Genomic DNA, 22,911 nt, shown 5'->3' with positions numbered 1-22,911 from the left:
TCAGGCCTCCTGCCATTGGCTGCGCAGGCGTGCCCGCACTTCGCGGGAGGCGCTGCGATGCTCGCCGGCCAGGCGTGACGACAGGTCGGTGGTGCTGCCGATATCGCGCACGGCCTCGCCCAGGCAGGTACGCACCTGCGCAAGGTCCGCCGCGCTCGGCGCATCGGCGTTGTCCACGCGCAGGCGCCGCCACAGCAGGCCCAGCGAGGCATAGCTGGCCAGGTCATAGGCCATGGGCGGCACTTCGGCGGCCAGGGCTTCAAGTTGCTCGACGCTGCGCAAGGTGATGCGCGCCGCTGCCGCTTTGCCCATCGCATGCACCATCACCCCACTGTCATCCAGGGCGATCAGCCGCTGGGCCTGGTAGCCGTGGGCAAGAAACGCCCCGGACATGGCCTTGCCCACCAGCAGGCCGATGACCGGGTGCCCGGCCAGGCGTGCCTGGGCATAGGCCTGCACGGCAGCAGCCAGGGCCTGATGGATGCCCAGGGCCTCTTCGCGGCGGCCGTAGGCCTGGCTCGGCACATCGATGACCGCGACGATGGCGCGTTTCTCCCGGTCGCGGTCGAGCTCTACGGCTTCGCTCACCGCCTTGGCCAGGCCCCAGCCTTCGAGCAGGCCGACTTCGCCCGAGCGGGCGCGTGGGAACGGGTTGTGCGCATCCGGCACCACGGCGATGAAGCGCGCCAGGCGGTGATCGAGTTCGCCGTCGATCACTTTCACCGAGGCGGGATAGCCCGGCAGGGCTTCGCCACCGGCCAGGCCCGGCAGCCAGTTCAAGGCACGGTTCATGAGGCATCTCCTTGGTAGAGGGCACGCACGGCAGCGGCATCCAGTTGCGGGCAGTCGTCGCCCAGGCTGGCCAGGCGCTGCAGGTACCAGGCGTGCTGGCCGGCGCGGTTGGCCGGCGTGGCGTCCAGCAACTGCAGCAGTTGCTGGCGAATGCTGTCGACGTCATCGGCCACGTAGCCGTCCACCAGTGCGCTGGCGTGGCGTTGTTCGCCGCCGGTCAGGCTCCAGATGAACGGTCGGTCCTTGGCGTCGTATTCGGCGATGCCCGCTTCCTGCTCGATCACCTGCGGGCCATTGAGGCCCAGGCGCGCTTCGCGGGTGACCAGCAGGTGGCTGCACAGGCCGGCGGCGATGGACATGCCGCCGAAGCAGCCGACCGAGCCTGCCACCAGGCCGACCACCGGCTGATAGGCGCGCAGCTCGACGATTGCCGCCTGGATCTCGGCGATCGCCGCCAACCCGAGGTTGGCCTCCTGCAGGCGCACGCCGCCGGTTTCCAGCAGCAACACGGCGCAAGTGGGGATGCCGTTGCGGTTGTCTTCGATGGCCAGCTCCAGGGCGCCGGCAATCTTGGCCCCGCCCACCTCGCCCATGCTGCCGCCCTGGAAGGCGCCTTCGATGGCGGCGATGACGGTGTTGCGCCCCTGCAGCCGGCCCTTGGCGATGACCACGCCATCGTCGGCCTGGGGCACGATGCCCTGGCGCGGCAGCCAGGGCGACATCAGCCGCTCGAAGGGGCCGAGCAGTTCACGGAAGCTGCCGGGGTCGAGCAAGGCGCGGGCGCGCTGGCGTGCACCCAGTTCGACGAAGCTGCGGCTTTGCAGCAGGCGTGCGGTGTCAGTCATGGGCGATCTCCTCGAAACCTTGCTCCAGGCGCAGGCGCACCACGCCGGGGGTGGCGCCGAAATCATGGATGTCGATCTTCACGGCCGGCACATTGCGGCCTTCGAACAGGCGCTGGAACAACTGGCCCCAGCGAGCGCCGCTGCCGTTGACCGAAGTCACTACCTGGATGTCCAACTGGCCGGGGGTACCGGGTTCGATCAGCACTTCCAGGTCGCCGGAGCTGACGCAGCCGACCAGGGTGCGGCCACGGCCAGGTTCGGCGGCGGGGAATTGAAAGGTCAGGGTTTCCATGTCACAGGCTCCCGGTCTTGTCGAGGAACAGGCAGGCGGCCAGCAGATCGGCGGCGCCACCTGGCGAGGCATTCATGTGCAGCAGCTGGGCATCGAGCAGGCGCAACTGGCGGCGCCCGTCGAGGCTGGCGCAGCCGCCTGCCGCCAGGACGGCGCGGGCGCCCGCCTGCAGCGCTTGCAAGCCTTGCGGGCCGACGCGCCAGAGCACGCAGGTGTCGCTCAGGGCGGCCATGATCGCCAGCAAGGCGTCGAGGCGGGCCTGGGTTTCGCTGGCGCCGGCGGCGCGGCTGCGGCGCAGTTGCGGCAGGCCATGTTCGATCACCGCCGGGAAGCCTTGCTGGGCTTGCTCGCGGGCACCGCTGGCGCCGTAGCGGCGGCGTACCTGGTTGCCGTGGCTGTCGGGGGTAATGGCGGCCGGGTCATCGATCAGGGCAATACGGCCGGCGCGTGCGGCTACGGCTGCGGCGTCGGCGCGGGTGTCCAGGGCGCGGGCCGCTACCAGCAGGCCCAGGGCCCAGATGGCGCCGCGGTGGGTGTTGACGCCGCCGGTGGCGGCCAGCATTTGAGCTTCGCCTTCGCGGCCGATGCGGCCCAGGGCAGTGCGCAGCGGTATGCCGATCGCGCCATGCTGCTCGGCGGCTTCGGCCATTTGTCGCAGGCACGGCCACAGGGCCAGGGCCGAGGCGTGCATCAGGGACAGGGTCATGTCGTGGTGGGCGCCACTGCTGCGGCGGTCGACCAGGCCGGGTTTGGGGGAAAGGTCGGCTTCGTCGATCAGGGCTTCCACGGCGAAGTCGGCGAGGTGATCGGCCAGGGGGATTTTCGCGGTGTGCGCTGGCCCTATCGCCGGCAAGCCGGCTCCCACAGGGGCACGCAGCGGCGCCGCAGTTTCGAGTGTATGCATCACCAGCTCCTGAACCGTGCGGGCGGGTTGTAGAGGCCGCCGGACCATTCCACCAAGTCGGCGATGCTGCGGGCAGCCAGCAGCTCGCGGCTGGCGTCGGTGCGGCGGATACCGAGGTCTTCGGGCAGGGCCACCAGGCCTTGCTGGCGCAGGCGCAGGGTGTCCTTGGGGTCGTGGCGCAGGCCGATGGCGGTGACCCCGGCCACGGCAGCGATCATCTGCTGGCGCTCCTCCAGGCTGCGCGCCTTGTACAGGTAGGCGATGCCCTCTTCGGTGAGCAGGTGGGTGACGTCGTCGCCGTAGATCATCACCGGCGCCAAGGGCATGCCGGCCTTCTTCGCCACTTCGACCGCGTCGAGGGTCTCGACGAAGGTGGGCTTGCCGCCCTCCTGGTAGGTCTCGACCATCTGCACCACCAGCTTGCGACCGCGCTCCAGCATCGTGTCGGGCACGGTCATGTCGAGCCAGGCCGGGGTCGCATGGCGCCGCCCGCGCGGGTCGTGGCCCATGTTCGGTGCCCCACCGAAGCCAGCCAGGCGGCCACGGGTGACCGTGGAGGAATGGCCATCGCCATCCACCTGCAAGGTGGCGCCGATGAACAGGTCGACCGCGTACTGCCCGGCCAGCTGGCACATCATGCGGTTGGAACGCAGCGAGCCGTCACGGCCGGTGAAGAACACGTCCGGGCGCTGGGCGATGTAGTCTTCCATGCCCAGTTCGGTGCCGAAGCAGTGCACGCTTTCGACCCAGCCGGTCTCGATCGCCGGGATCAGCGTCGGGTGGGGGTTGAGGGTCCAGTTGCGGCAAATCTTGCCCTTCAGGCCCAGTGATTCGCCGTAGGTGGGGAGGATCAGTTCGATGGCGGCGGTGTTGAAGCCGATACCGTGGTTGAGCGACTGCACCTGGTGTTTTTCATAGATGCCGCGGATCGCCATCATCGCCATCAGCACGTGCACCGGCTTGATGTGGCGCGGGTCGCGGGTGAACAGCGGCTCGATGTAGAACGGCTGGTCGGCGACCACCACGAAGTCCACCCACGACGCCGGAATATCGACCCGTGGCAGGTCGTCGACGCGGTCCACCAACTGGTTGACCTGAGCGATCACCAGGCCGTCGCTGAACGCGGCCGGCTCCACCAGCGCAGGGGTGTCTTCAGTGCTGGGGCCGGTGTACAGGTTGCCGTCGCGGTCGGCCATGAAACCGGCGACCAGGGTGACGTTTGGGATCAGGTCTACCAGCAACCGCGAGTAGAGTTCGATGTAGGTATGGATGGCGCCCACTTCGAGCAGGCCGTCTTCGAGCAGTTGGCCGATGCGCAGGCTCTGCGGGCCGGCGAAGGAGAAATCGAGCTTGCGTGCGATGCCGCGCTCGAACAGGTCCAAATGCTCGGCACGGCTGACGCTGGGCATGATCATGTGCAGGTCGTGCAGCTGCTCAGGGTCGGCCTTGGCCAGCGAGCGCGAGAGGAAGTCGGCCTGCTTCTGGTTGTTGCCTTCGAGTACCACCCGGTCGCCAGGGGCGATCAGCAGTTCGAGGGCTTCGACGATGCGCTCGGTAGGCAATACCACACCGTCGGCAAGATGGCGGACGCGGTCCAGGCGGCGCTGCTTTTCGGCGCGCCGCCTGGACCATTGCGGCGGTGGATTCTTCGTTATGGTCATTGGGTGACTCCACGGGTTCGCTGTCGTGGAGCCACATTAGGGCGGGTGGGATGAGGGGATCAATCAAGCTGGGGGCGCGATCGTTACGCTCAAGTTAATAAATCAGCGCATTGGGTGCTTACGCCTGGCAGGCCGTGTTAGGTTGCTAGCAATGCGCTGAATGCCCCGCCCTGTACACACTGCAAAAATGCACGACCCCCCTGCACTTTTATCCATTGTGCACGGCAAAATCGCATGCCAGGATCCGGCGACACCCCAGCGCACTCCAGACTTCACTTGGAAAATCAATAACAAAGCAGGGAGAACGCGATGACCGCGCACGCTCATACCTCGGCAACGGCTCATGTACTGGCCGAGGTCCGCAACCAGATTGGCCACCTCACCCTCAACCGCCCCGCCGGCCTCAATGCCCTGACCCTGGACATGGTGCGCAGCCTGCGCCAGCAGTTCGACCGCTGGGCCGACGACCCACAGGTGCTGGCCGTGGTGCTGCGTGGCGAAGGGCCCAAGGGTTTCTGCGCCGGCGGCGATATCCGCTCGCTGCACGACAGCTACAAGGCTGGCGACAAGCTGCATGAAGACTTCTTCGTCGAGGAATATGCCCTCGACCTGCTGATCCACCGCTACCGCAAGCCGGTGCTGGTGCTGATGGACGGTTTCACCCTCGGTGGCGGCATGGGCCTGGCCCAGGGCTGCGACCTGCGCGTGGTCACCGAGCGCAGCCGCCTGGGGATGCCGGAAGTCGGCATCGGTTACTTTCCGGACGTTGGCGGTAGCTATTTCCTGTCGCGCATTCCGGGCGAACTGGGCACCTACCTGGGCGTCAGCGGCGCGCAGGTCCAGGCTGCCGACGCGCTGTACTGCGGGCTGGCCGACTGGTATCTGCCCAGCGACAAGCTCGCCGCGCTCGATGAAGGCCTGGACCGCCTGAACTTCACCAGCCACCCGCTCAAGGACCTGCAGAACCTGCTGGCCAAGCTCGGCAGCCAGACGCTGGATGACGCGCCACTGGAGAAACTGCGCCCGGTCATCGACCACTTCTTCGCCCTGCCCGACCTGGCCGCGATCATCGAACAACTGCGCGCCGTCAGCATCGGCGACAGCCACCAATGGGCCCTGGCCACCGCCGACCAGCTGGAAAGCCGCTCGCCACTGGCGATGGCGGTTACCCTGGAGATGCTGCGCCGTGGCCGCCACCTGGCGCTGGAGGACTGCTTCGCCATGGAGCTGCACCTGGATCGCCAGTGGTTTCAGTACGGCGACATCATCGAAGGCGTGCGCGCCCTGATCATCGACAAGGACAAGCAGCCGCGCTGGAACCCGCCATCCCTGGCCGGCCTGCAACGCGAGCGGGTCGACCAATTCTTCGAAGGCCTGTGAGCCCGGGAGTACACAGATGCAAGACCTGGAACTGAGCGAAGAGCAGATCATGATCCGCGACATGGCCCGGGACTTCGCCCGTGGCGAAATCGCCCCGCACGCCCAGGCGTGGGAAAAGGCCGGTTGGATCGACGACGGCGTGGTGCGCAAGATGGGCGAGCTGGGCCTGCTCGGCATGGTCGTGCCCGAGCAGTTCGGCGGCAGCTACACCGATTACGTCGCCTATGCCTTGGCCGTCGAGGAAATCGCCGCTGGCTGCGGCGCCACCGGGGCGATGATGAGCATTCACAACTCGGTAGGCTGCGGCCCGCTGCTGGCCTATGGCACGCCCGAACAACAGCAGGCATGGCTGCCACGCCTGGCCACGGGCGAGGTGATCGGCTGCTTTTGCCTGACCGAGCCGCAGGCCGGTTCCGAGGCGCACAACCTGCGTACCCGCGCCGAACTGGTCGACGGTGAATGGGTGATCAATGGTGCCAAGCAGTTCGTCAGCAATGCGCGCCGTGCGGGCCTGGCCATCGTCTTCGCCGTCACCGACCCGGAGCTGGGCAAGAAAGGTCTGTCGGCGTTTCTGGTGCCGACCGACAACCCAGGCTTCAAGGTCGACCGCAGTGAACACAAGATGGGCATTCGCGCCTCCGACACCTGCGCGGTCACCTTCGACAACTGCCGCATTCCCGCCTCCAACCTGTTGGGCGAGCGCGGCAAGGGCCTGGCCATTGCCCTGTCCAACCTCGAAGGCGGGCGCATCGGCATCGCCGCACAAGCGCTGGGGATCGCCCGCGCGGCGTTCGAGGCGGCGCTGGTGTACTCGCGCGAGCGGGTGCAGTTCGGCAAACCGATCAACGAGCACCAAAGCATCGCCAACCTGCTGGCCGACATGCAGGTTCAGGTCAATGCCGCACGCTTGCTGATCCTGCACGCCGCGCGCCTGCGAAGCGCTGGCAAGCCGTGCTTGTCGGAGGCTTCCCAGGCCAAGCTGTTCGCTTCGGAAATGGCCGAGCGGGTGTGTTCGATGGCGATCCAGGTGCATGGGGGGTATGGGTATCTGGAGGATTACCCGGTGGAGCGGTACTACCGGGATGCGCGGATCACGCAGATATACGAGGGGGCGAGCGAGATACAGCGGATGCTGATTGCGCGGGAGTTGAAGCACTATCCGCTTTGATGCTGACGGCCCCATCGCCGGCAAGCCGGCTCCCACAGGTCAGGCGGTGAACTCAAACCTGTGGGAGCCGGCTTGCCGGCGATGGGGCCAGTGATCAACGCCGCAGTTTGAAGGTCTGCGAAGGCAGCTCGCCAAACCGCTGCCGGTAGACTTCGGAAAACCGCCCCAAGTGCAGAAAACCATAATCCATGGCCAACTCGGTCACACTTCGCACCGTGCAGCTGCCATCGCTCAGGCACGCATGCACGCGCTCGAGCTTGCGCTGGCGCACGTACTGCTTGGGCGTGGTGCCCAACTGCCGGTCGAACAGCGCATACAACGACCGCACACTCATGCACGCCTGCTCCGCCAGCGTCTCGGCCGCCAGCTCAAGCTTCAGGTTGCGCTCGATGTAGTCGAGAATCCGCTCCAGGCTCGCCCCCGGGCTGCCCAGGCGCTCGCGGCGGATGTTAGTGCTCATCAGGGTCAGCAGCTTGCTGGCCACGATCTCGCTGTAATGCCCCTGCACTCGCGGCAGCGATTCGCTGACCTCAGCCTCGTGGCAGACCATCGCCAGCAGGTTGACGAAGCCCTCCAGCTCGTCCAGCCGATAATGGTTGCGTAGAAAGCGCACGCCGCCCTCCGGGCGCTGCCAGCGTTGCTCGTCGCAGATCGAATCGAGCAGACGGGTCGGCACTTTGAGGATGAACTTCTCGCAGTCGTCCGAGTAGGTCAGGTCGACCGGGTCGTCCGGGTTGATCAGCAACAGCTCGCCCGGTATCAGGTGATGCTCGCGCTGAGGGCCGCGCCACAGGCAGTTGCCGTTGAGCAATACCTGCAGGTGGTAGATGGTTTCCAACGCCGGTGAAGTGACCCGCACGCTGCCGCCGTAGCTGATGCGGCATAGGTCGAGGTCGGCGAATTTGCGATGGCTGAGGCTGGCCTGGGGATGGGTGGTGCGTGACAGGCCGATGCAATGCTGGCCCACGTGCCGGTTGACGTAGTCGGACACGGCATAGGGGTCGGCGTGACGGAACACGCTACTGCGCTCGCTCAGCAGGCGGCTTTCCATAGGCAAGGCACTCGGCAACGTTATTGTTCTGGTCGCCGCTTCCTACGGGCCTGGGGGCCTGTGGTCGCGGTCGGTCACGGTCATTGTATCGGGCCGGGGTCAGGATTCAGGGGCAGCTGACCGCCGGTGGCTGAACGATACACTAAGCAAAAGGCAGGGGTTGGGCAATGTGACCCGCGGATTGGCTGGGCGGATAACGGACACCGCGGCGATAACGCGGGGCGATTATCGGTCATTGCACCGGCAAGAAGTTCATCAACAGCAAACTCTGCGCGTAATTGAGCCCGATGCGCCGGTAGCGCTCATCCAGCAACTCGGCCAGCAGGTCCAGGCGAGCGACGATCTTGCCGAACTCCACCGCGAAGCTGAGGTTGCTGCCCTCCTCGGAAATCTCGTTGGAGAACAACAGCAGCACGCCATTGGCATCCTGGCGCTGGCTCAGCATCCAGGTCGCTTTCTCGATGTTGCGTGCGGCGTTGTTGATGAACAGCGGGTCGATCGTATCGGTCATGTAGAACTCGGTGCGCCCACCGTGGGCGGTCACCAGCATGCTGCCGATGGCATAGATGAAGGCCCCGACCCGGTCACCACGAAACGCAGGGCTCAGGGCATAGCTCAAAGCCTCCAGGTCGCGGCGATTGCCAAGCTGGGGCAACGGCTGGCGCTGCTCGATGGCGATGCGTATCTGCCGTTCGGCAGTGGCTGCATCGAGGTAGCCGGAGAGTGTCAGCTGGTTGGGGTTGCGCAGGTACAGCTTGTTCATCAGCAGGTACAGGCTCTGCAGGTTGTCGCGCATCGACAGCGTGGCCAGGCGGTCGACGCTGGTCTGGAACAGCTCGCTGGGCTTGCCGTTGCCGAACTGGCTGACGATGTCATGGCCTTGTTGCTGGGTACAGGCGCCCAGGCAGATCAGGGCGCCTGCCAACAGCAGGCGGGGGACGTAGTGGTGTTTGCTTGCAACCATCGGCACCGGAACACGATCGGCGGCCGCGCTGGGGATTGGCGCGGCCTGGCCAAGCATAGAGCCCGGAAAACAGAAAAAGTGCGATGTTAGCCTGTAATGGCCTCATCGCCGGCAAGCCGGCTCCCACAGGATAAAATACTGACGTTCCGGTGGGCGCCGGCTTGCCGGCGATGAGGGCCCTGCAACTACATGGCGTGACGCAACATCTGTACCACCTGCGCATGCAGCACCGGGTCACCACAGGCCACCACGCAGCCGCCGTTCTGCGCCGAGCTGCCATCCCAGGCCGTCATCACCCCGCCCGCCCCTTCGATGATTGGCATCAGCGCCTGCACGTCATACGGCTGCAGGCTCGCCTCGACGATCACATCGACGAAGCCTGACGCCAGCATGCAGTAGGCGTAGCAGTCGCCGCCATAGCGCATCAGCCGCGCCTGGCCGGCAACGTTCTCGAAGGCCGCCTTGCGTTCGGCGGTGTCGAACATGTCGGGTGTGGTGCACATCAAGGTGGCCGACGCCAGGCTCGCACAGGCCCGGGTCTTCAGTGGCGTGCCACTGCGCCAGGCGCCCTCGGGCGTACCGACGAAGCGCTCGCCGGTAAAGGGCTGGTTCATCACGCCCAGCACCGGCTGTGTGCCGTCGTTCAAGGCAATCAGCGTGCCCCACAGCGGCAGGCCGGTGATGAAGGCACGGGTGCCGTCGATGGGGTCGAGCACCCAGGTCAACGGGCTGCTGCCCACCGCCACGCCCTGCTCTTCGCCGAGGATGCCGTGCTCGGGGTAGCGCACCTGGATCAACGCACGCATGGCATCTTCGGCAGCCTTGTCGGCGACGGTCACCGGGTCGTACAGGCGCCCGCCCTTGTCCTCGACGTCCAGGCTGGCGCGAAAGTACGGCTGGATAGCCGCCGCAGCGGCATCGGCCAATTGCTCGGCGAAGGCGCGGTATTCGGCGATCTGTTCGGCATTCAGGGACATGGGGCGGGCCTCGGTAGGGTTGGGGCACGCATCATACCCGACAACCCTGGCAAACACAGGCGCCTGCGAGGTCTAGACTGTACAGACGCGGCATGAACCGGGGGGCTGCCCACACGAGGAGGTGTGCGATGAGCCAGTTCAAGCGTTTGTTCGTCATGCTCGGCCCGCAGATGCGCCACACGCCGGCACTGCAACGCGCGGCGGCGTTGGCGGAATCCAACGGTGCACTGCTGGATCTCAACGTCTTCGTCGACGATGTCGACACTTTTGGCTTGATGAGCGACGGTCGTGAGCGCGAACGGCTGCTTGCGGACAACCGCCAGTGGCTGGCCGACCAGACCGAGCAGCTGGGCAATGCCGGGCTCGATGTGTCTACCGAGCTGCTGCTCACCCGCGACGCCTTGGGCAGCGTGCTCGAACGCATGGAACAGGTGGGTTGCGACCTGTTGGTCAAGGATGTGCAGCATGAGCCGGTGCTCAAGCGCCTGCTGGTCACACCGCTGGACTGGCAACTGCTCAAGGACAGCCCGGTGGCCGTGCACCTGGTCAGCGACATTCGCCTGCCGCTACCTCGGCAGATCGCCGCAGCGGTCGACCTCAACTGCCATGGCGCCGGCGAACACCTGGACGAACAGGTTATCCATGTCGCCCATGCCCTGGCCCTGCAGTGCAACGCCGAACTGCATTTGCTGCATGTGTGCGATGCATCCAAAACGCATATTGCCGACTTCGGCGCGGGTACGGTGACCATGCCCGGCTTCGAGGGCAGCGTGCGCACGGCACAGCGTACGGCGTTCAACCGGCTTGGGGATCATCACCAGATCCCGCTCGAGCGCCGGCATTTTCTGGAAGGTGCGCCGATACGAGCCATCGCTCAGTTCGTCAGCCATAGCCGTGTGGATGTGATCGTGATGGGCAGCCATCGGCATGATGCGATGCAGACCTTCCTGGGTGGCACCACCGCCCATGTGCTGGAGCATCCGCTGTGCAATGTGCTGGCGATAAAGGCGGCGCGCTGAAAAGCGCAAGGCTGGGGCCGCAATGCGGCCCCGTGCAGGTCAGAAGCCCTTGCTGTAGAACAGCGAGTACGACTCGATGCCGTCGTTCGGCTGCTTGAGGCCGGCGTTGGAGTAGTGCATGGCACGGATGCCGATCTTCTGCTCACCCGGCAGCTTCAGGCCGAAACCGATACGGTCTTCGAAGTTGACCGAAGAGCCCAGGCGCTGGTCGCCCACGTCGGTCTTGGAGAACGCCGCAAGGCCGATACCCGCCTCGATGTACGGGGTATAGGTGAAACCGCTGAACTCGTAGGTGAACACTGGGCTGAACGACAGTGAGTGGGCGCCGCTGGCGTCACCACCTTCCCAATAGGTATAGGCCGCATCCCAGTAGCCGGACACGAAGCCGGTGCTGCTTTCCATCCATTTCTTGTCCCAGTCGAACGACATGCCGATACGGTAGGTCATGTCGCCTTGGCTGGTGGCCCCAACGGCCCCGGACACCTGCGCGGCCTGGGCCAGGTCGGCCCCGGCGAGCGCAAATACGGCTACGGCCAGCGAAGCGGCTAGACGGGTTTTCATCGATGACTTCTCCTGATGGTCAACACGGGCAAGCGGGGGCTCGGGCCCCTCGATTTTTTCGTGACCGATGCATCCAAACGGTCACACGACGTAATACTTTTCTGATTATTGTCCAGATAATCAGAAAGTTGAAAGTGAATTGCCACTAATGGCTAATTTCTCTTGCAGCGCTCTGGCTCAATCGTATTCGGCCTCAATGTGCTCACCCAGCAAGCGCCTCTGCCTGGCCGTGGCGGCCGCCAGCACCTGCGGGTTGAACTGCCAACTCAAGTAAGGCGAGAACTTCTGCGCCACCATGCGCCGCCCGTAATGCACCTGCAGCATGTCGCGCTCACAGGCGTTGCTGCAGTTGGCACCGGCGCTGTGCCAGACATCGCTGCGAAACACCAGCGCATCACCCGCCCTGCACAGCAGCATCTGCGCCTCACGCCCCTGCCACTGCTGCTCACCCGCTTGCGGCGGCCTGCCCGCACGGTGGCTGCCAGGCACGATGCAGGTCGGGCCAATGCTCGGGTCGATGTCACACAAGTAGATTTGCGCGGTAAGAATCTGCACCGGCTGGCAGAAGTCGCCACGTTCGCGCAGCCACGTCGGCAGTTGCAGGGGCAGATGGTCCAGGTGCACACCCATGCCCGGGTAGCCGGGGTGGCTGCGCCAGGCGGTCTGGCCGATCACATGGCAATCGCTGCCCAGCACGGCCTCGGCCAGGGCGATCAGCGGTGGCAGGTCGAGAAACGGCAGCCAGAGCGGGTCGCGATTGAACACGCATTTGTAGTGCTCCAGCAGGCCTTGATAATCCCAGTGGATGGGTTGCAAGTCATCGATGGCGCAGCGCAGCAAGGCGATCTGCAATGGGCTCAGCACGTTGGGGAGCAGCACATAGCCCTGCGCTTGCAGGTGGTGCAATTGAACGTCCAGGCTCATGGCAATGTGCTCCTCCGCCACTGGAGTACAGATGTACTCCTTAGCGTCTTTACCTGATCAACGCCAGTTCAGACTTACCGTGGCAGGCGCCTTGCCATTCACCGTCACCTGCTGCTGCACCGTGGTGCCTTCAGCCTGCCCCACCACCTTGTACTGGCCCGGCGGCAGTTGTACGTAAAGCAGAGGCCCGACGTCCTGCACGCTCAGCAGCGACTTGCCTTGTGCATTCTGGATCTCCACCGCGGCGCCACTCTGGAACTGGCCGCTGGGCCCTGCAGAGAGCTCTACGTGCAGGTCGTAGCCTGGGGTCTTGCGCAGGGCATTGGCTTCGTCCTGGCCGATACCACCTTCCAGGTAGCGGATGCCGTTCTGCTCCTGCGGCTGCAGTTGCACGGCTTGCATGTTGATGGGGGCATTCAGGTCCGCGGCGGCGGCGAGGGTCCAGGGCAGTGCCAAGGTCAATAACAGCGCAGCACCCAGGGCATAGTGATGATTACGCATGGTCAGCTCCTCCTTGTGGAGATGGCTTACCTGACATTGGATACCTGCCCCAAGGGCAGGTTCATGCCGTGCGCCGCTCCTCGAGCAATTTCACGAACATGCTCAGGCTGCGTGACACGGTGCCGCGCCGCCACACCAGCCAGGTCTTGAGGTAGCGAAAATCCTCCGACATCGGCCAGGCGCTGACCGTGCTGCAGCCGGGCATGTTGTCGAGCATGCTGCGCGGCAACATGGCCAGGCCTGCCCCGGCACTGACGCAGGCGAGCATGCCGTGGTACGACTCCATCTCGTGGATCTTGCCCGGCACGGCCTGGTCCTGGACGAACCAGTTCTCGAAGTGATGGCGATATGAGCAGTTGGCGCGAAAGGCGTAGATGCTCGCGCCGTTGACGTCCTGGGCGCGCCGCACCGGCGCGTGGTTGAGCGGCGAGATGATCACCATCTCCTCCTCGAACACCGGCATGCCTTCGAGCGTCGGATGCAGCACCGGCCCATCGACGAACGCCGCCACCAGGCGCCCGGACAACACACCTTCGAGCATGGTGCCCGATGGGCCGGTGGAGAGGTCGAGGTCGACCTTGGGAAAGCGCTGGTTGTACGCCGCCAGCAGCGCCGGGATGCGCACCGCCGCCGTGCTTTCCAGCGATCCCAGGGCGAAAGTGCCCTGCGGGTCTTCGCCGGCCACGGTCAGCCGTGCTTCATGCACCAGGTCGAGAATACGCCGGGTGTACTCGAGGAAATTCCAGCCAGCCGGCGACAGGCGCAGGCGGCTCTTTTCACGAATGAACAGCTCGACGCCCAGGTCTTCTTCCAACTGCTTGATACGGGTGGTGAGGTTCGACGGCACCCGATGGATGTGCTGGGCGGCGGCGCTGATGCTGCCTTGCTCTGCCACGGCCTTGAAGATCTCCAGTTGCACCAGGTCCACGATCATTCTCCAAACGTGAATGTTTCGCTCATTATTATTCAGTTTTCATTAAAGCCATAGCCCACTAGTCTGGCCTCACGGATTAACAACAACGAGTACCCCCGCCATGAGCGCGATCAGCAGCCTGACCCACGCCATCTCCGTCGACCCCTTCAGCGGCGAACAGATCGGTAGCTACCCCTTCGACACCGATGCCGCACTGGAAGCCGCATTGCAACGTGCCAAGCTCGGCTACCGCCAGTGGCGCCAGGTGTCGCTGGGTCAGCGCAGCGAATACCTGCTCGCCCTGGCCAGCGCACTGGAAGCCAAGGCCGAGGCCTTCGCGCAGATGATCAGCCACGAAATCGGCAAGCCGGTCAGCCAGGCACGCGGCGAAGTGAGCAAGTGCGTAGGCCTGTGCCGCTGGTACGCCGAGCACGGCCCGGCCATGCTCGCCCCCGAGCCGACCCAGGTGGAGAAGGCCCGTATCGAATACCGCCCGCTGGGCCCGATCCTGGCGGTGATGCCGTGGAACTTCCCGGTCTGGCAGGTGCTGCGCGGTGCGGTACCGGCGATCCTGGCCGGCAACACCTACGTGCTCAAGCACGCCCCGAACGTGATGGGCAGTGCCTACCTGCTGGGTGAACTGTTCAAGGACGCCGGCGTGCCACAAGGCGTGTTCGAAGTGCTCAATGTGACCCCTGAAGGCGTCACCCGCGCCATCAACGACCCGCGCATCGCCGCCGTGACCTTGACCGGCAGCGTGCGCGCCGGCATGGCCATCGGCGCACAGGCTGGTGCCGCGCTGAAGAAGTGCGTGCTGGAGTTGGGCGGTTCCGACCCGTTCATCGTACTGGCGGATGCCGACCTCGATGCCGCAGTCAAGGCTGCGGTCATTGGCCGTTACCAGAACACCGGACAGGTCTGCGCTGCGGCCAAGCGCCTGATCGTCGAGGAAAGCATCGTCGAAGCCTTTACGCAGAAGTTCGTCGAAGCGACTCGCCAACTGAAAGTCGGCAACCCGCTGGAAGACGACACCTACATCGGCCCGATGGCCCGCTACGACCTGCGTGACGAGCTCGATGGCCAGGTCCAGGCGACCCTCGCCGAAGGCGCTACCCTGCTGCTGGGCGGCAACAAGGTCGAGGGCGTGGGCAACTTCTACGCACCGACCGTGTTCGCCAACGTGACCCCGGAGATGACCGCGTTCAAGCAGGAGCTGTTCGGGCCGGTGGCGGCGATCATCACTGCCCATGATGCCGACCACGCCGTGGAACTGGCCAACGACAGCGAGTTCGGCCTGGCATCGACCATCTACACCGCCGACTATGCCCTGGCAGAGCGCATGACAGCGGCGCTGGACACCGGTGGCGTGTTCATCAACGGCTACTGCGCTTCCGACCCCCGCGTGGCGTTTGGTGGTGTGAAGAAGAGCGGCTTCGGGCGCGAGCTGTCGCACTTTGGTGTGCGTGAGTTCACCAATGCCCAGACAGTGTGGCTGGATCGTAACTGAGTTGTAATTTGGGCTGCCTTGCAGCCCATCGCCGGCAAGCCGGCTCCCACCGGATCTGCGCAGCCTGCAGAAGCAGCGCTGTACGGGTGGGGGCCGGCTTACCGGCGAAAGGGCCGCACAGCGGCCCCTTTTCTGCTCAATCCCGAACCTGGTCCTTGACCCAGTCCAGCATCCCCCCCGGCACGATCAACTCATGCCGCGCTCGCGAGCAAGCGGTATACAACCCCGCCAGCATCCGCGCCCGTTCATTGCGATTGCCCGCCGTTGCCGGCGCAACCATCAACTCCGGCGACACCATCACCCGGGCGAACTCCATGTTCTTCACATCGCGAACACGCCCCAGGAACAGCTTCGGCGCTTTGTCCCAGCGATAGCGGCTCTTGGCCTTGGCAAAATGCTCGGGGGTGTAGCCCTTGCGCAGCATGTTGGCCACCGCGACAAACGCCTTGTCATCGCCCTTGTCCTGCTCCAGCGCCTGCCAGCTAGGGTAGCGAAACAGCATCGGGTGACGCGGCCGGGTGCCGTAGCGGTACAGCTCGATGCAGTCCTCGACGAACAGCTCGAAGTCCTTGCGCGCACTTTTCAGCAGTACGAAGGGCACGCCTTGGTGCGTCAGGCGCTGGAACCAGCCGAACAGCCCCCACTCGTCGTCGACGATCAGCGCCGTCGGCTTATCGGGCACCGTCACCGCATCGAAGAAACTCACCCGCGTGTAATGCTCGGCACTGCCGCTGAAGGCGGCCTGGATGGCCGCCGGGTGCGCCTGGATCAACGGGTTGAGCACACCATCCATGGCCGGGCCGGCGCGCAGCGAGTGGTCGATGTAGCGCTGACGGATGAAGCCGCCGTGGTGCGGGCTCAGGCCGTTGAGGTTCTGCAGCTCGTCGCCCAGGGCGATGACCGATTGCGGGCTGCGGTCGAGCACGGCAAGCATCGGCGCAGACAGCTCATGGGCTTCGTCGACGATGACGTGGGTATAGCGGCTGTCGATCACCTCGGCGGTCAGCGACAACAGCTTGACCCGGTGGTAATCGCGCACCGGCAGCTGGATTTCGCGGGCCGAGGGGCGAACCAGCTCCTGCCAGTACAGCCTGGCCTTTTCCAGCAGCACCTCCTGATCCAGCGGCGTGGTGCCCGGGCCGGCCCAGGGCAGGTGGTGCAACTGAAGCTGGCTATCGCCGCTGCGGCAGAAACTGCGCACGGCCTTGATGCACAGGGCTACTACATCGCGCGCGGCCAGGGGGCCGATGTCGGGAATGGCCAGCCATTTCACCACCTGCGCTTCCTGCGGGCGCCATGACAGCTTGGTGCGGTACGGGTCGCGCAGGCGCCAGCCGTTGCTGGTGAGGTCTCGGTTGAGGATTTCGTCAGCCAACTGGCCGAAAGTCATGGCCGTATAGGCCGCCGCATCCTTGACCCGCGCCTGCAACGCCCGCAACTGGCCTTCGGTGAGGGCCAGCAGCAAAGTGCGCGGCGGGTCGAGCAAGCGGGCGAACTGCTGGATCAGGAACGTCTTGCCGGTGCCGGCAAAACCCTGCACCGCCACCGACTCGTCAACCCCAGAAAGGAACTCGCGCAGCAGCCGGTTCTGCTGGTCGCTGAGCAGCAGGTCGCTGGGCAGGGATGGCAGGTATACCGGGTGCAGCGGGGTCACGCGCTGACGATAGCTGTCGGCGAACTGGAAGTTCCACTGGCCCTCGGCATCCTGGAAGTCTTCGCGCGGGAACTCGACTTCCGGCGAAACCAGGCCGACGCCATTCTCGCCCAGCATGCCGAGGCCCATGGCGAAGGCTTCGCGGTCGAAATGCTGCGCCACCTGGCCCTGGAAATGGCCCGGGGCCGCCGTTTCGACTTCATTGGCGATGCGCACGATCTCGGCAAAGCGCCGCTCCTGGGCATCGGCCGAGACGCTGGCAGGTTGCCGTGGCAGGTTCTGCACGAACAGCACCGCGGCTGCCTCGAACAGGCTGGCGGTGTGGAAGAAGTCGGTGGGCTCGCTGGCGAGGCGGTCGGCCTGGTCGCTGGGCAAAGGCAGGTAGAACATCGAAACCTCGGGTGATAACTGCCGGGCAAGATAGCAGGTTTCAGGCCCGGCTGCGCTTGAGGGTCTCGCTCGGTAATTCCTTGAACAATTGCCTGTAACTCTCTGAAAACCTTCCCAAATGCCAGAACGACCAACGCATGGCGACCTCCGCGACGGTCATCTGGCCGCCGCGCAGAAGGTCGCGCCGCGCACCGTTGAGCCGGCGCAATCGCAACCATTGCGCCGGGGGCATGCCGGTAAAGGCCTTGAAGGCGTCCTGCAGCTGGCGCAGGGAAACCCCTGCAACGGCCGCCAGCTCCACCAGGTTGAGGGTTTCTTCCGGGCAGTCCGCTGCCCATTCGCTCACCCGCTGCATGATCCCCCGCTCCACCCCTCGCCGCCCCAGGGCTCCGCCCTGCAGGCGCTGGCAGGCGTTGTCGAGGATGAACAGGCAGTCTTCCAGCAGTTGCTCGGCCAGTGCCTGGCCTTCGAGCGGGCAACCCGCCTCGCCCAGACGCGTCAACGTGGCACTGAGCCAACTGCCGAACAAGGCGTTCTGGCCACTGCCCAACGGCACCATGAACAACCCTTCGAGACGCTGCGGGTCGAGGCCGTGGCGGGCCAGAAAGGCTTGGTCGAACACCACCGCCACTTCCTGGTAGTTCTCCGGCGTGATCCAGATATTGCGGCTTTGTTCGTTGAGCAGGTACAGGCTGTTTTCGCTGCGGTCGAAGCAGAACGCCAAGGCGCCACTCGGGGCACGAAAAAATTGCTCTACGCGGGTGTTCAACCGCTCTTCGTACACCTCAACGCCATCGAGCCCCAGGCAGCGCAGCTGGCCGCTGAAATGGCCCGGCGACATCTGCCGGTACTGCTGCTGCCAACCGGGGGTGGCGTGCACCAGCTCGGTCACATCGCAGGTGTTGAAAGCCTGAACTTGCAAGGCATTGGGCGTGTTCACGCTTGGTCCTATTTGCACTCTTTTGGTGCATTCATTGCCGAATAAAGTGGATAGATCGCCCGTGGGGGCTGCGACCAAGATAGTCGCCAGCACGCCGTGTGGGAAGGCTCCTTCACGCAAGTGCCACAAAAACCCAACCAAGAGGTCTGTATGAACGCCCCCTTCGATCAGCTGTCCACCTGGCTGAAAGAGCACCGCATCACCGAAGTCGAATGCGTGATCAGCGACCTGACCGGCATCGCCCGCGGCAAGATCGCGCCGACCGCCAAATTCCTCCACGAGCGCGGTATGCGCCTGCCAGAAAGCGTGCTGCTGCAGACTGTCACCGGCGACTATGTCGACGATGACATCTATTACAGCCTGCTCGATGCCGCCGACATCGACATGGTCTGCCGCCCTGACCCGACGGCGGTTTACCAGATTCCATGGGCGATCGAGCCGACCGCCATCGTCATCCATGACACCTTCGACAAGCACGGCAACCCGATCGAACTGTCGCCGCGCAACGTGTTGAAGAAAGTCCTCAAGCTGTACGCCGACAAAGGCTGGCAGCCAATCGTCGCGCCGGAGATGGAGTTCTACCTGACCCAGCGCTGCGAAGACCCGGACCTGCCCCTGCAAGTGCCACTGGGCCGTTCCGGCCGGGCCGAAAGCGGGCGCCAGTCGTTCTCCATCGATGCGGCCAACGAATTCGACCCGCTGTTCGAAGACGTCTACGACTGGTGCGAACTGCAAGGCCTGGACCTGGACACCCTGATCCACGAAGACGGCCCGGCGCAGATGGAGATCAACTTCCGCCACGGCGACGCGCTCGACCTGGCTGACCAGATCACCGTGTTCAAGCGCACCATGCGTGAAGCCGCGCTCAAGCACAATGTGGCCGCCACCTTCATGGCCAAGCCGATCACCGACGAACCGGGCAGTGCCATGCACCTGCACCAGAGCGTGGTCGACATCGCCACCGGCAAGCCGGTGTTCGCCAACGAAGATGGCAGCATGAGCGAGCTGTTCCTGCACCACATCGGCGGCCTGCAGAAGTACATCCCCAAGCTGCTGCCGATGTTCGCGCCGAACGTCAACTCGTTCCGCCGCTTCCTGCCCGACACCTCCGCGCCGGTCAACGTCGAGTGGGGTGAAGAAAACCGCACCGCCGGGCTGCGCGTGCCTACCTCCAGCCCCGAGGCGATGCGGGTGGAGAACCGCCTGCCGGGCGCCGACGCCAACCCTTACCTGGCGATCGCCGCCAGTCTGCTGTGCGGCTACCTGGGCATGATCGAGAAGGTCGACCCGAGTGCGCCGGTGCAAGGGCGTGCCTATGAGCGCCGCAACCTGCGTCTGCCGATCACCATCGAGGACGCCCTGCAGCACATGGAAGACTGCGAAACCGTGCAGCAGTACCTGGGCAAGCAGTTCGTCCAGGGCTATGTAGCGGTCAAGCGCGCCGAGCATGAAAACTTCAAGCGCGTGATCAGTTCCTGGGAGCGTGAGTTCCTGCTGCTCAGCGTCTGACCCAAGGGGGCGCGTTGCGCCCCAATCGCCGGCAAGCCGGCTCCCACAGGCTTGATGTAGCGCTCAGGCAAGTGCTGTACCTGTGGAAGCTGGCTTGTGCAGCAGCCCCACACACCGAATTCAAAGAACAAGACCAACGAGGTGTCGACATGCGTCATCTGCAAACCCTGATTCCTGCTGCATTCACCCTGCTGTTCGGCGCGGCCGCCCAGGCCCAGCCCACGGTCAGCGTATACAACTGGACCGACTACATCGGCGACACGACGCTGGCCGACTTCCAGGCCAGCAGTGGGATCAAGGTGGTCTATGACGTGTTCGATTCCAACGAAACCCTGGAAGGCAAGCTGCTCGCCGGCCGTACCGGCTACGACGTGGTGGTGCCCTCCAACCATTTCCTGGCCCGCCAGGCCCAGGCCGGCGCGTTCCTGCCGCTGGACCGCAGCAAGCTGCCGAACTGGAAGCACCTGGACCCGAAACTGCTGCAACAGCTTGAGCAGAATGACCCCGGCAACCAGTACGCCGTCCCCTACCTGTGGGGCACCAACGGCATCGGCTACAACGTCGACAAGGTCAAGGCCGCACTGGGCGTCGACCATATCGATTCCTGGGCGGTGCTGTTCGAGCCCGAGAACCTGAAGAAGCTCAAGCAATGTGGCGTGGCCTTCATGGACTCGCCCGACGAACTGTTCCCGGCCGTGCTCAACTACATGGGCATGGACCCACGCAGCGAGAAGGCCGGCGACTACGCCAAGGCCGAGGCGCGCCTGCTCGAACTGCGCCCGTACATCACCTACTTCCACTCATCCAAGTACGTGTCCGATCTGGCCAACGGTGATATCTGCGTGGCCTTCGGCTACTCCGGCGACGTATTCCAGGCCGCCAACCGCGCGATCGAAGCCAAGAACGGCGTGAAGATTGCCTACAGCATTCCCAAGGAAGGCAGCAACCTGTGGTTCGACCTGCTAGCCATTCCCAAGGATGCGCAAAACCCTGAACAGGCGCTGGCCTTCATCAACTATCTGCTGCAGCCAGAAGTCATCGCCAAGGTCAGCGCCACCGTTGGCTATGCCAACGCCAACCCCGACGCCAAGGCATACATGGACCCGTCGCTGGTCGACAACCCCGAGATCTACCCACCCCAGGCAGTGCTGGACAAGCTGTACATTTCCAGCACCCCGAGCCCGAAGATCATGCGTGTCATGACCCGCTCCTGGAGCAAGATCAAGTCCAACCGCTGAGCCGAGAACGCGCCATGCCTTTCGATACCCAACACACAGCGTCGTACTACGCCGCAACAGCGCGCAACACGGCGCCCTACCCCAGCCTCGACGGCGAACTGACGGCCGACGTGTGCGTGGTCGGCGGCGGCCTGACGGGCGTCAACACCGCCCTGGAACTGGCCGAGCAAGGCCTGTCGGTGGTCCTGCTGGAAGGCCGGCGCATCGGCTGGGGCGCCAGCGGGCGCAACGGCGGCCAGTTGATTCGTGGCATCGGCCATGACGTCAGCGGCTTTGCCCGCTACGTCGGCCAGGACGGCGTGCATTACCTCAAGCACGCCGGCATCGACTCTGTGGCCCTGGTGGCCAGCCGCATCGAGCGCTACGGCATCGATTGCGACCTGCGCTGGGGCTTCTGCGAACTGGCCAACACACCCGCCCAGTTCGCCGCCTTCCAGCAGGAACAGGACGACCTCGCCGCCCTGGGCTACCCACACGAGACACGCCTGGTGCCAGCGGCGCGCATGCACGAAGTGGTTGCCAGCAACCAGTATGCCGGCGGCCTGGTGGACATGGGCTCGGGCCATCTGCACCCGCTCGACCTGGTGCAGGGCGAGGCACGTGCGGCGCATGGGCTGGGGGTACGCATTTTCGAGCAGAGCCCAGTGCTGCGCATCGAACACGGCCCCACGGTGACGCTGCACACCGCCCGCGGCAAGGTGCGTGCAAAGAACCTGGTACTCGGCTGCAATGCGCACCTGGATGAACTGGAACCCCGCCTGAGCGGCAAGGTGCTGCCGGCCGGCAGCTACGTGGTGGCGACCGAGCCCCTGCCCGAAGCACTGGCCAGCACGCTCATCCCGCAGAACATGGCGCTGTGCGACCAGAAGGTCGGCCTGGACTACTACCGCCTGACCGCCGACCGCCGCTTGCTGTTCGGTGGTGCCTGCCACTACTCGGGGCGCGACCCGAAGGACATTGCGGCGTACATGCGGCCGAAGGTGCTCAAGGTGTTCCCACAGCTGGCCGAGGTGCAGATCGACTACCAGTGGGGCGGCATGATCGGCATCACCGCCAACCGCTTCCCCCAGGTGGGCAGGTTGAACCAGCACCCCAACGTCTACTACGCCCAGGGCTATTCCGGGCATGGGCTGAACGTGACCCACTGGACGGCCAAGTTGCTTGCAGAAGGCATCGCGCTCGGGCAGAGCAAGGGGCTGGATGTGTTCAGCGCCGTGCCGCACCTGACGTTCCCGGGGGGCAAGGCGTTGCGGTCGCCGCTGCTGGCGCTGGGGATGTTGTGGTATCGGTTGCGGGAGGCGTTGGGGTAATCGCGGCTGTTGGTGAGTTCGGCTTGCGGGCGTGGGTGTAGGTGAGATCGAGCGCCGCCCGTGCGGCGCATCGCGGATAAATCCGCTCCTACAAGCCGGCGCGATTTTTCGGCGGGCGCCAAAGGCGGACAACCATGGCCTGACAGGCCATGGCACGTTGCAACAAATGTAGGAGCGGATTTATCCGCGATGCGCCGCGCGGGCGGCGCTCGATCTCAACTCCACCAAAGGTCTTAAGCAAGGATTGACTTCAAATAAATCAATTAACCAATTGATCTCAAATAAAATTTACCAGAGAACTCGAAACCACTTTAAGTCCTAAAGAATGGCTTGCAAGCCTTTGCTGACAATGACATTCAGCAATTTCAACGCCGGCCCGGCCGGCCGTGTCTCACCCTGCTCCCACTTGCT

Annotated in this window: 21 protein-coding genes and 1 pseudogene; 7 read left to right on the top strand and 15 right to left on the bottom strand. The window is 64.8% G+C overall.

Features of this window, described 5'->3' with window-relative positions:
• From mdcE to mdcA, 5 genes are read right to left on the bottom strand one after another with little or no spacing between them, the layout of a single operon-like run.
• On the bottom strand, positions 1-792 hold the full coding sequence (mdcE, locus tag KU43P_RS12460) for a biotin-independent malonate decarboxylase subunit gamma (RefSeq protein ID WP_317663461.1): 792 nt from the start codon (positions 790-792) through the stop codon (positions 1-3).
• Positions 789-1,637, bottom strand: coding sequence for a biotin-independent malonate decarboxylase subunit beta (locus tag KU43P_RS12455; RefSeq protein WP_317663460.1), 849 nt, complete (start codon positions 1,635-1,637; stop codon positions 789-791). Before KU43P_RS12455 ends, mdcE begins: the two co-directional genes overlap by 4 nt.
• On the bottom strand, positions 1,630-1,929 hold the full coding sequence (locus KU43P_RS12450; protein WP_317663459.1) for a malonate decarboxylase subunit delta: 300 nt from the start codon (positions 1,927-1,929) through the stop codon (positions 1,630-1,632). The genes KU43P_RS12455 and KU43P_RS12450 overlap by 8 nt, the downstream gene beginning before the upstream one ends.
• A gap of 1 nt (position 1,930) precedes the next feature.
• Entirely contained in the window at positions 1,931-2,833 is a 903-nt protein-coding gene (locus tag KU43P_RS12445; protein WP_317663458.1) for a triphosphoribosyl-dephospho-CoA synthase, read from the bottom strand.
• Positions 2,833-4,494, bottom strand: a complete 1,662-nt coding sequence (gene mdcA, locus KU43P_RS12440; RefSeq protein ID WP_317663457.1) for a malonate decarboxylase subunit alpha — start codon at positions 4,492-4,494, stop codon at positions 2,833-2,835. Before mdcA ends, KU43P_RS12445 begins: the two co-directional genes overlap by 1 nt.
• Positions 4,495-4,803: 309 nt before the next feature.
• Between mdcA and KU43P_RS12435 the strand changes: the two genes are divergently transcribed.
• Positions 4,804-5,874, top strand: a complete 1,071-nt coding sequence (locus KU43P_RS12435; RefSeq protein ID WP_317663456.1) for an enoyl-CoA hydratase/isomerase family protein — start codon at positions 4,804-4,806, stop codon at positions 5,872-5,874.
• Between the two features lie 16 nt (positions 5,875-5,890).
• On the top strand, positions 5,891-7,042 hold the full coding sequence (locus KU43P_RS12430) for an acyl-CoA dehydrogenase family protein (protein WP_317663455.1): 1,152 nt from the start codon (positions 5,891-5,893) through the stop codon (positions 7,040-7,042).
• 94 nt (positions 7,043-7,136) lie between these two features.
• Here the strand turns inward: KU43P_RS12430 and KU43P_RS12425 are convergent, their stop codons facing one another.
• From KU43P_RS12425 to hisN, 3 genes are all read right to left on the bottom strand, one after another.
• A complete protein-coding gene (locus KU43P_RS12425) occupies positions 7,137-8,093 on the bottom strand; it encodes a helix-turn-helix transcriptional regulator (protein WP_317663454.1) in 957 nt (318 codons plus the stop codon).
• 232 nt (positions 8,094-8,325) lie between these two features.
• Complete coding sequence (locus tag KU43P_RS12420; RefSeq protein ID WP_317663453.1) at positions 8,326-9,057, bottom strand: hypothetical protein; 732 nt, start codon at positions 9,055-9,057, stop codon at positions 8,326-8,328.
• 185 nt (positions 9,058-9,242) lie between these two features.
• Positions 9,243-10,034 carry a histidinol-phosphatase gene (gene hisN / locus KU43P_RS12415; protein WP_317663452.1) on the bottom strand — a complete coding sequence of 264 codons (792 nt, stop codon included), beginning with the start codon at positions 10,032-10,034 and terminating at the stop codon, positions 9,243-9,245.
• A 128-nt stretch (positions 10,035-10,162) separates the two neighbouring features.
• On the opposite strand from hisN, the gene KU43P_RS12410 reads away from it, so the two are divergent.
• Positions 10,163-11,053, top strand: a complete 891-nt coding sequence (locus tag KU43P_RS12410) for a universal stress protein (RefSeq protein ID WP_317663451.1) — start codon at positions 10,163-10,165, stop codon at positions 11,051-11,053.
• A 39-nt stretch (positions 11,054-11,092) separates the two neighbouring features.
• Here KU43P_RS12410 and KU43P_RS12405 read toward each other — a convergent pair whose 3' ends face one another.
• The 4 genes from KU43P_RS12405 to ptrR all read right to left on the bottom strand — a co-directional run bounded on the left by KU43P_RS12405 (position 11,093) and on the right by ptrR (position 13,967).
• Positions 11,093-11,614, bottom strand: coding sequence for an acyloxyacyl hydrolase (locus tag KU43P_RS12405; protein WP_317663449.1), 522 nt, complete (start codon positions 11,612-11,614; stop codon positions 11,093-11,095).
• A gap of 177 nt (positions 11,615-11,791) precedes the next feature.
• On the bottom strand, positions 11,792-12,538 hold the full coding sequence (locus tag KU43P_RS12400; protein WP_317663448.1) for a phytanoyl-CoA dioxygenase family protein: 747 nt from the start codon (positions 12,536-12,538) through the stop codon (positions 11,792-11,794).
• 57 nt (positions 12,539-12,595) lie between these two features.
• The gene (locus tag KU43P_RS12395) at positions 12,596-13,039 is read right to left on the bottom strand and encodes a carboxypeptidase regulatory-like domain-containing protein (RefSeq protein ID WP_317663447.1); all 444 of its coding nucleotides are present in this window, start codon (positions 13,037-13,039) and stop codon (positions 12,596-12,598) included.
• 61 nt (positions 13,040-13,100) lie between these two features.
• Complete coding sequence (gene ptrR, locus KU43P_RS12390; protein WP_317663446.1) at positions 13,101-13,967, bottom strand: putrescine utilization regulator PtrR; 867 nt, start codon at positions 13,965-13,967, stop codon at positions 13,101-13,103.
• Between the two features lie 106 nt (positions 13,968-14,073).
• Here ptrR and KU43P_RS12385 point away from each other — a divergent pair, with 106 nt between their 5' ends.
• Positions 14,074-15,459 carry an aldehyde dehydrogenase family protein gene (locus tag KU43P_RS12385; RefSeq protein WP_317663445.1) on the top strand — a complete coding sequence of 462 codons (1,386 nt, stop codon included), beginning with the start codon at positions 14,074-14,076 and terminating at the stop codon, positions 15,457-15,459.
• A gap of 136 nt (positions 15,460-15,595) precedes the next feature.
• On the opposite strand, the gene KU43P_RS12380 is transcribed toward KU43P_RS12385, so the two are convergent.
• On the bottom strand, positions 15,596-17,503 hold the full coding sequence (locus KU43P_RS12380) for an AAA family ATPase (protein ID WP_317663444.1): 1,908 nt from the start codon (positions 17,501-17,503) through the stop codon (positions 15,596-15,598).
• A gap of 40 nt (positions 17,504-17,543) precedes the next feature.
• Positions 17,544-18,443, bottom strand: a complete 900-nt coding sequence (locus KU43P_RS12375) for a helix-turn-helix domain-containing protein (protein WP_317663443.1) — start codon at positions 18,441-18,443, stop codon at positions 17,544-17,546.
• Between the two features lie 150 nt (positions 18,444-18,593).
• Between KU43P_RS12375 and KU43P_RS12370 the strand changes: the two genes are divergently transcribed.
• The 3 genes from KU43P_RS12370 (at position 18,594) to KU43P_RS12360 (ending at position 22,500) form a co-directional block, all read left to right on the top strand.
• On the top strand, positions 18,594-19,952 hold the full coding sequence (locus KU43P_RS12370) for a glutamine synthetase family protein (RefSeq protein ID WP_317663441.1): 1,359 nt from the start codon (positions 18,594-18,596) through the stop codon (positions 19,950-19,952).
• A 149-nt stretch (positions 19,953-20,101) separates the two neighbouring features.
• Complete coding sequence (locus KU43P_RS12365) at positions 20,102-21,190, top strand: polyamine ABC transporter substrate-binding protein (protein WP_317663439.1); 1,089 nt, start codon at positions 20,102-20,104, stop codon at positions 21,188-21,190.
• Between the two features lie 14 nt (positions 21,191-21,204).
• The gene (locus KU43P_RS12360) at positions 21,205-22,500 is read left to right on the top strand and encodes an NAD(P)/FAD-dependent oxidoreductase (protein ID WP_317663437.1); all 1,296 of its coding nucleotides are present in this window, start codon (positions 21,205-21,207) and stop codon (positions 22,498-22,500) included.
• A 318-nt stretch (positions 22,501-22,818) separates the two neighbouring features.
• Here the strand turns inward: KU43P_RS12360 and KU43P_RS27035 are convergent.
• Positions 22,819-22,908, bottom strand: a pseudogene (locus tag KU43P_RS27035) (transcriptional regulator); the annotation flags it as partial.
• Between the last annotated feature and the right edge of the window lie 3 nt (positions 22,909-22,911).

It is taken from the genome of Pseudomonas sp. KU43P, assembly GCF_033095865.1.
Classification (GTDB): Bacteria; Pseudomonadota; Gammaproteobacteria; order Pseudomonadales; family Pseudomonadaceae; genus Aquipseudomonas.
Note: the sequence above shows the minus strand (reverse complement) of the source record. Positions and strands in the feature narration are given on the sequence as shown.

Excerpts from the sequence above, each read along its gene's own strand:
- KU43P_RS12360 (WP_317663437.1), top strand. The coding sequence starts at position 21,205 with ATGCCTTTCGATACCCAACACACAGCGTCGTACTACGCCGCAACAGCG.
- KU43P_RS12420 (WP_317663453.1), bottom strand. The coding sequence starts at position 9,057 with ATGGTTGCAAGCAAACACCACTACGTCCCCCGCCTGCTGTTGGCAGGC.
- KU43P_RS12425 (WP_317663454.1), bottom strand. The coding sequence starts at position 8,093 with ATGGAAAGCCGCCTGCTGAGCGAGCGCAGTAGCGTGTTCCGTCACGCC.
- hisN (WP_317663452.1), bottom strand. The coding sequence starts at position 10,034 with ATGTCCCTGAATGCCGAACAGATCGCCGAATACCGCGCCTTCGCCGAG.
- mdcE (WP_317663461.1), bottom strand. The coding sequence starts at position 792 with ATGAACCGTGCCTTGAACTGGCTGCCGGGCCTGGCCGGTGGCGAAGCC.
- KU43P_RS12395 (WP_317663447.1), bottom strand. The coding sequence starts at position 13,039 with ATGCGTAATCATCACTATGCCCTGGGTGCTGCGCTGTTATTGACCTTG.
- mdcA (WP_317663457.1), bottom strand. The coding sequence starts at position 4,494 with ATGACCATAACGAAGAATCCACCGCCGCAATGGTCCAGGCGGCGCGCC.
- KU43P_RS12450 (WP_317663459.1), bottom strand. The coding sequence starts at position 1,929 with ATGGAAACCCTGACCTTTCAATTCCCCGCCGCCGAACCTGGCCGTGGC.
- KU43P_RS12430 (WP_317663455.1), top strand. The coding sequence starts at position 5,891 with ATGCAAGACCTGGAACTGAGCGAAGAGCAGATCATGATCCGCGACATG.
- KU43P_RS12400 (WP_317663448.1), bottom strand. The coding sequence starts at position 12,538 with ATGAGCCTGGACGTTCAATTGCACCACCTGCAAGCGCAGGGCTATGTG.
- KU43P_RS12445 (WP_317663458.1), bottom strand. The coding sequence starts at position 2,833 with ATGCATACACTCGAAACTGCGGCGCCGCTGCGTGCCCCTGTGGGAGCC.
- KU43P_RS12410 (WP_317663451.1), top strand. The coding sequence starts at position 10,163 with ATGAGCCAGTTCAAGCGTTTGTTCGTCATGCTCGGCCCGCAGATGCGC.
- KU43P_RS12370 (WP_317663441.1), top strand. The coding sequence starts at position 18,594 with ATGAACGCCCCCTTCGATCAGCTGTCCACCTGGCTGAAAGAGCACCGC.
- KU43P_RS12365 (WP_317663439.1), top strand. The coding sequence starts at position 20,102 with ATGCGTCATCTGCAAACCCTGATTCCTGCTGCATTCACCCTGCTGTTC.
- KU43P_RS12455 (WP_317663460.1), bottom strand. The coding sequence starts at position 1,637 with ATGACTGACACCGCACGCCTGCTGCAAAGCCGCAGCTTCGTCGAACTG.
- KU43P_RS12380 (WP_317663444.1), bottom strand. The coding sequence starts at position 17,503 with ATGTTCTACCTGCCTTTGCCCAGCGACCAGGCCGACCGCCTCGCCAGC.
- KU43P_RS12435 (WP_317663456.1), top strand. The coding sequence starts at position 4,804 with ATGACCGCGCACGCTCATACCTCGGCAACGGCTCATGTACTGGCCGAG.
- KU43P_RS12405 (WP_317663449.1), bottom strand. The coding sequence starts at position 11,614 with ATGAAAACCCGTCTAGCCGCTTCGCTGGCCGTAGCCGTATTTGCGCTC.
- KU43P_RS12385 (WP_317663445.1), top strand. The coding sequence starts at position 14,074 with ATGAGCGCGATCAGCAGCCTGACCCACGCCATCTCCGTCGACCCCTTC.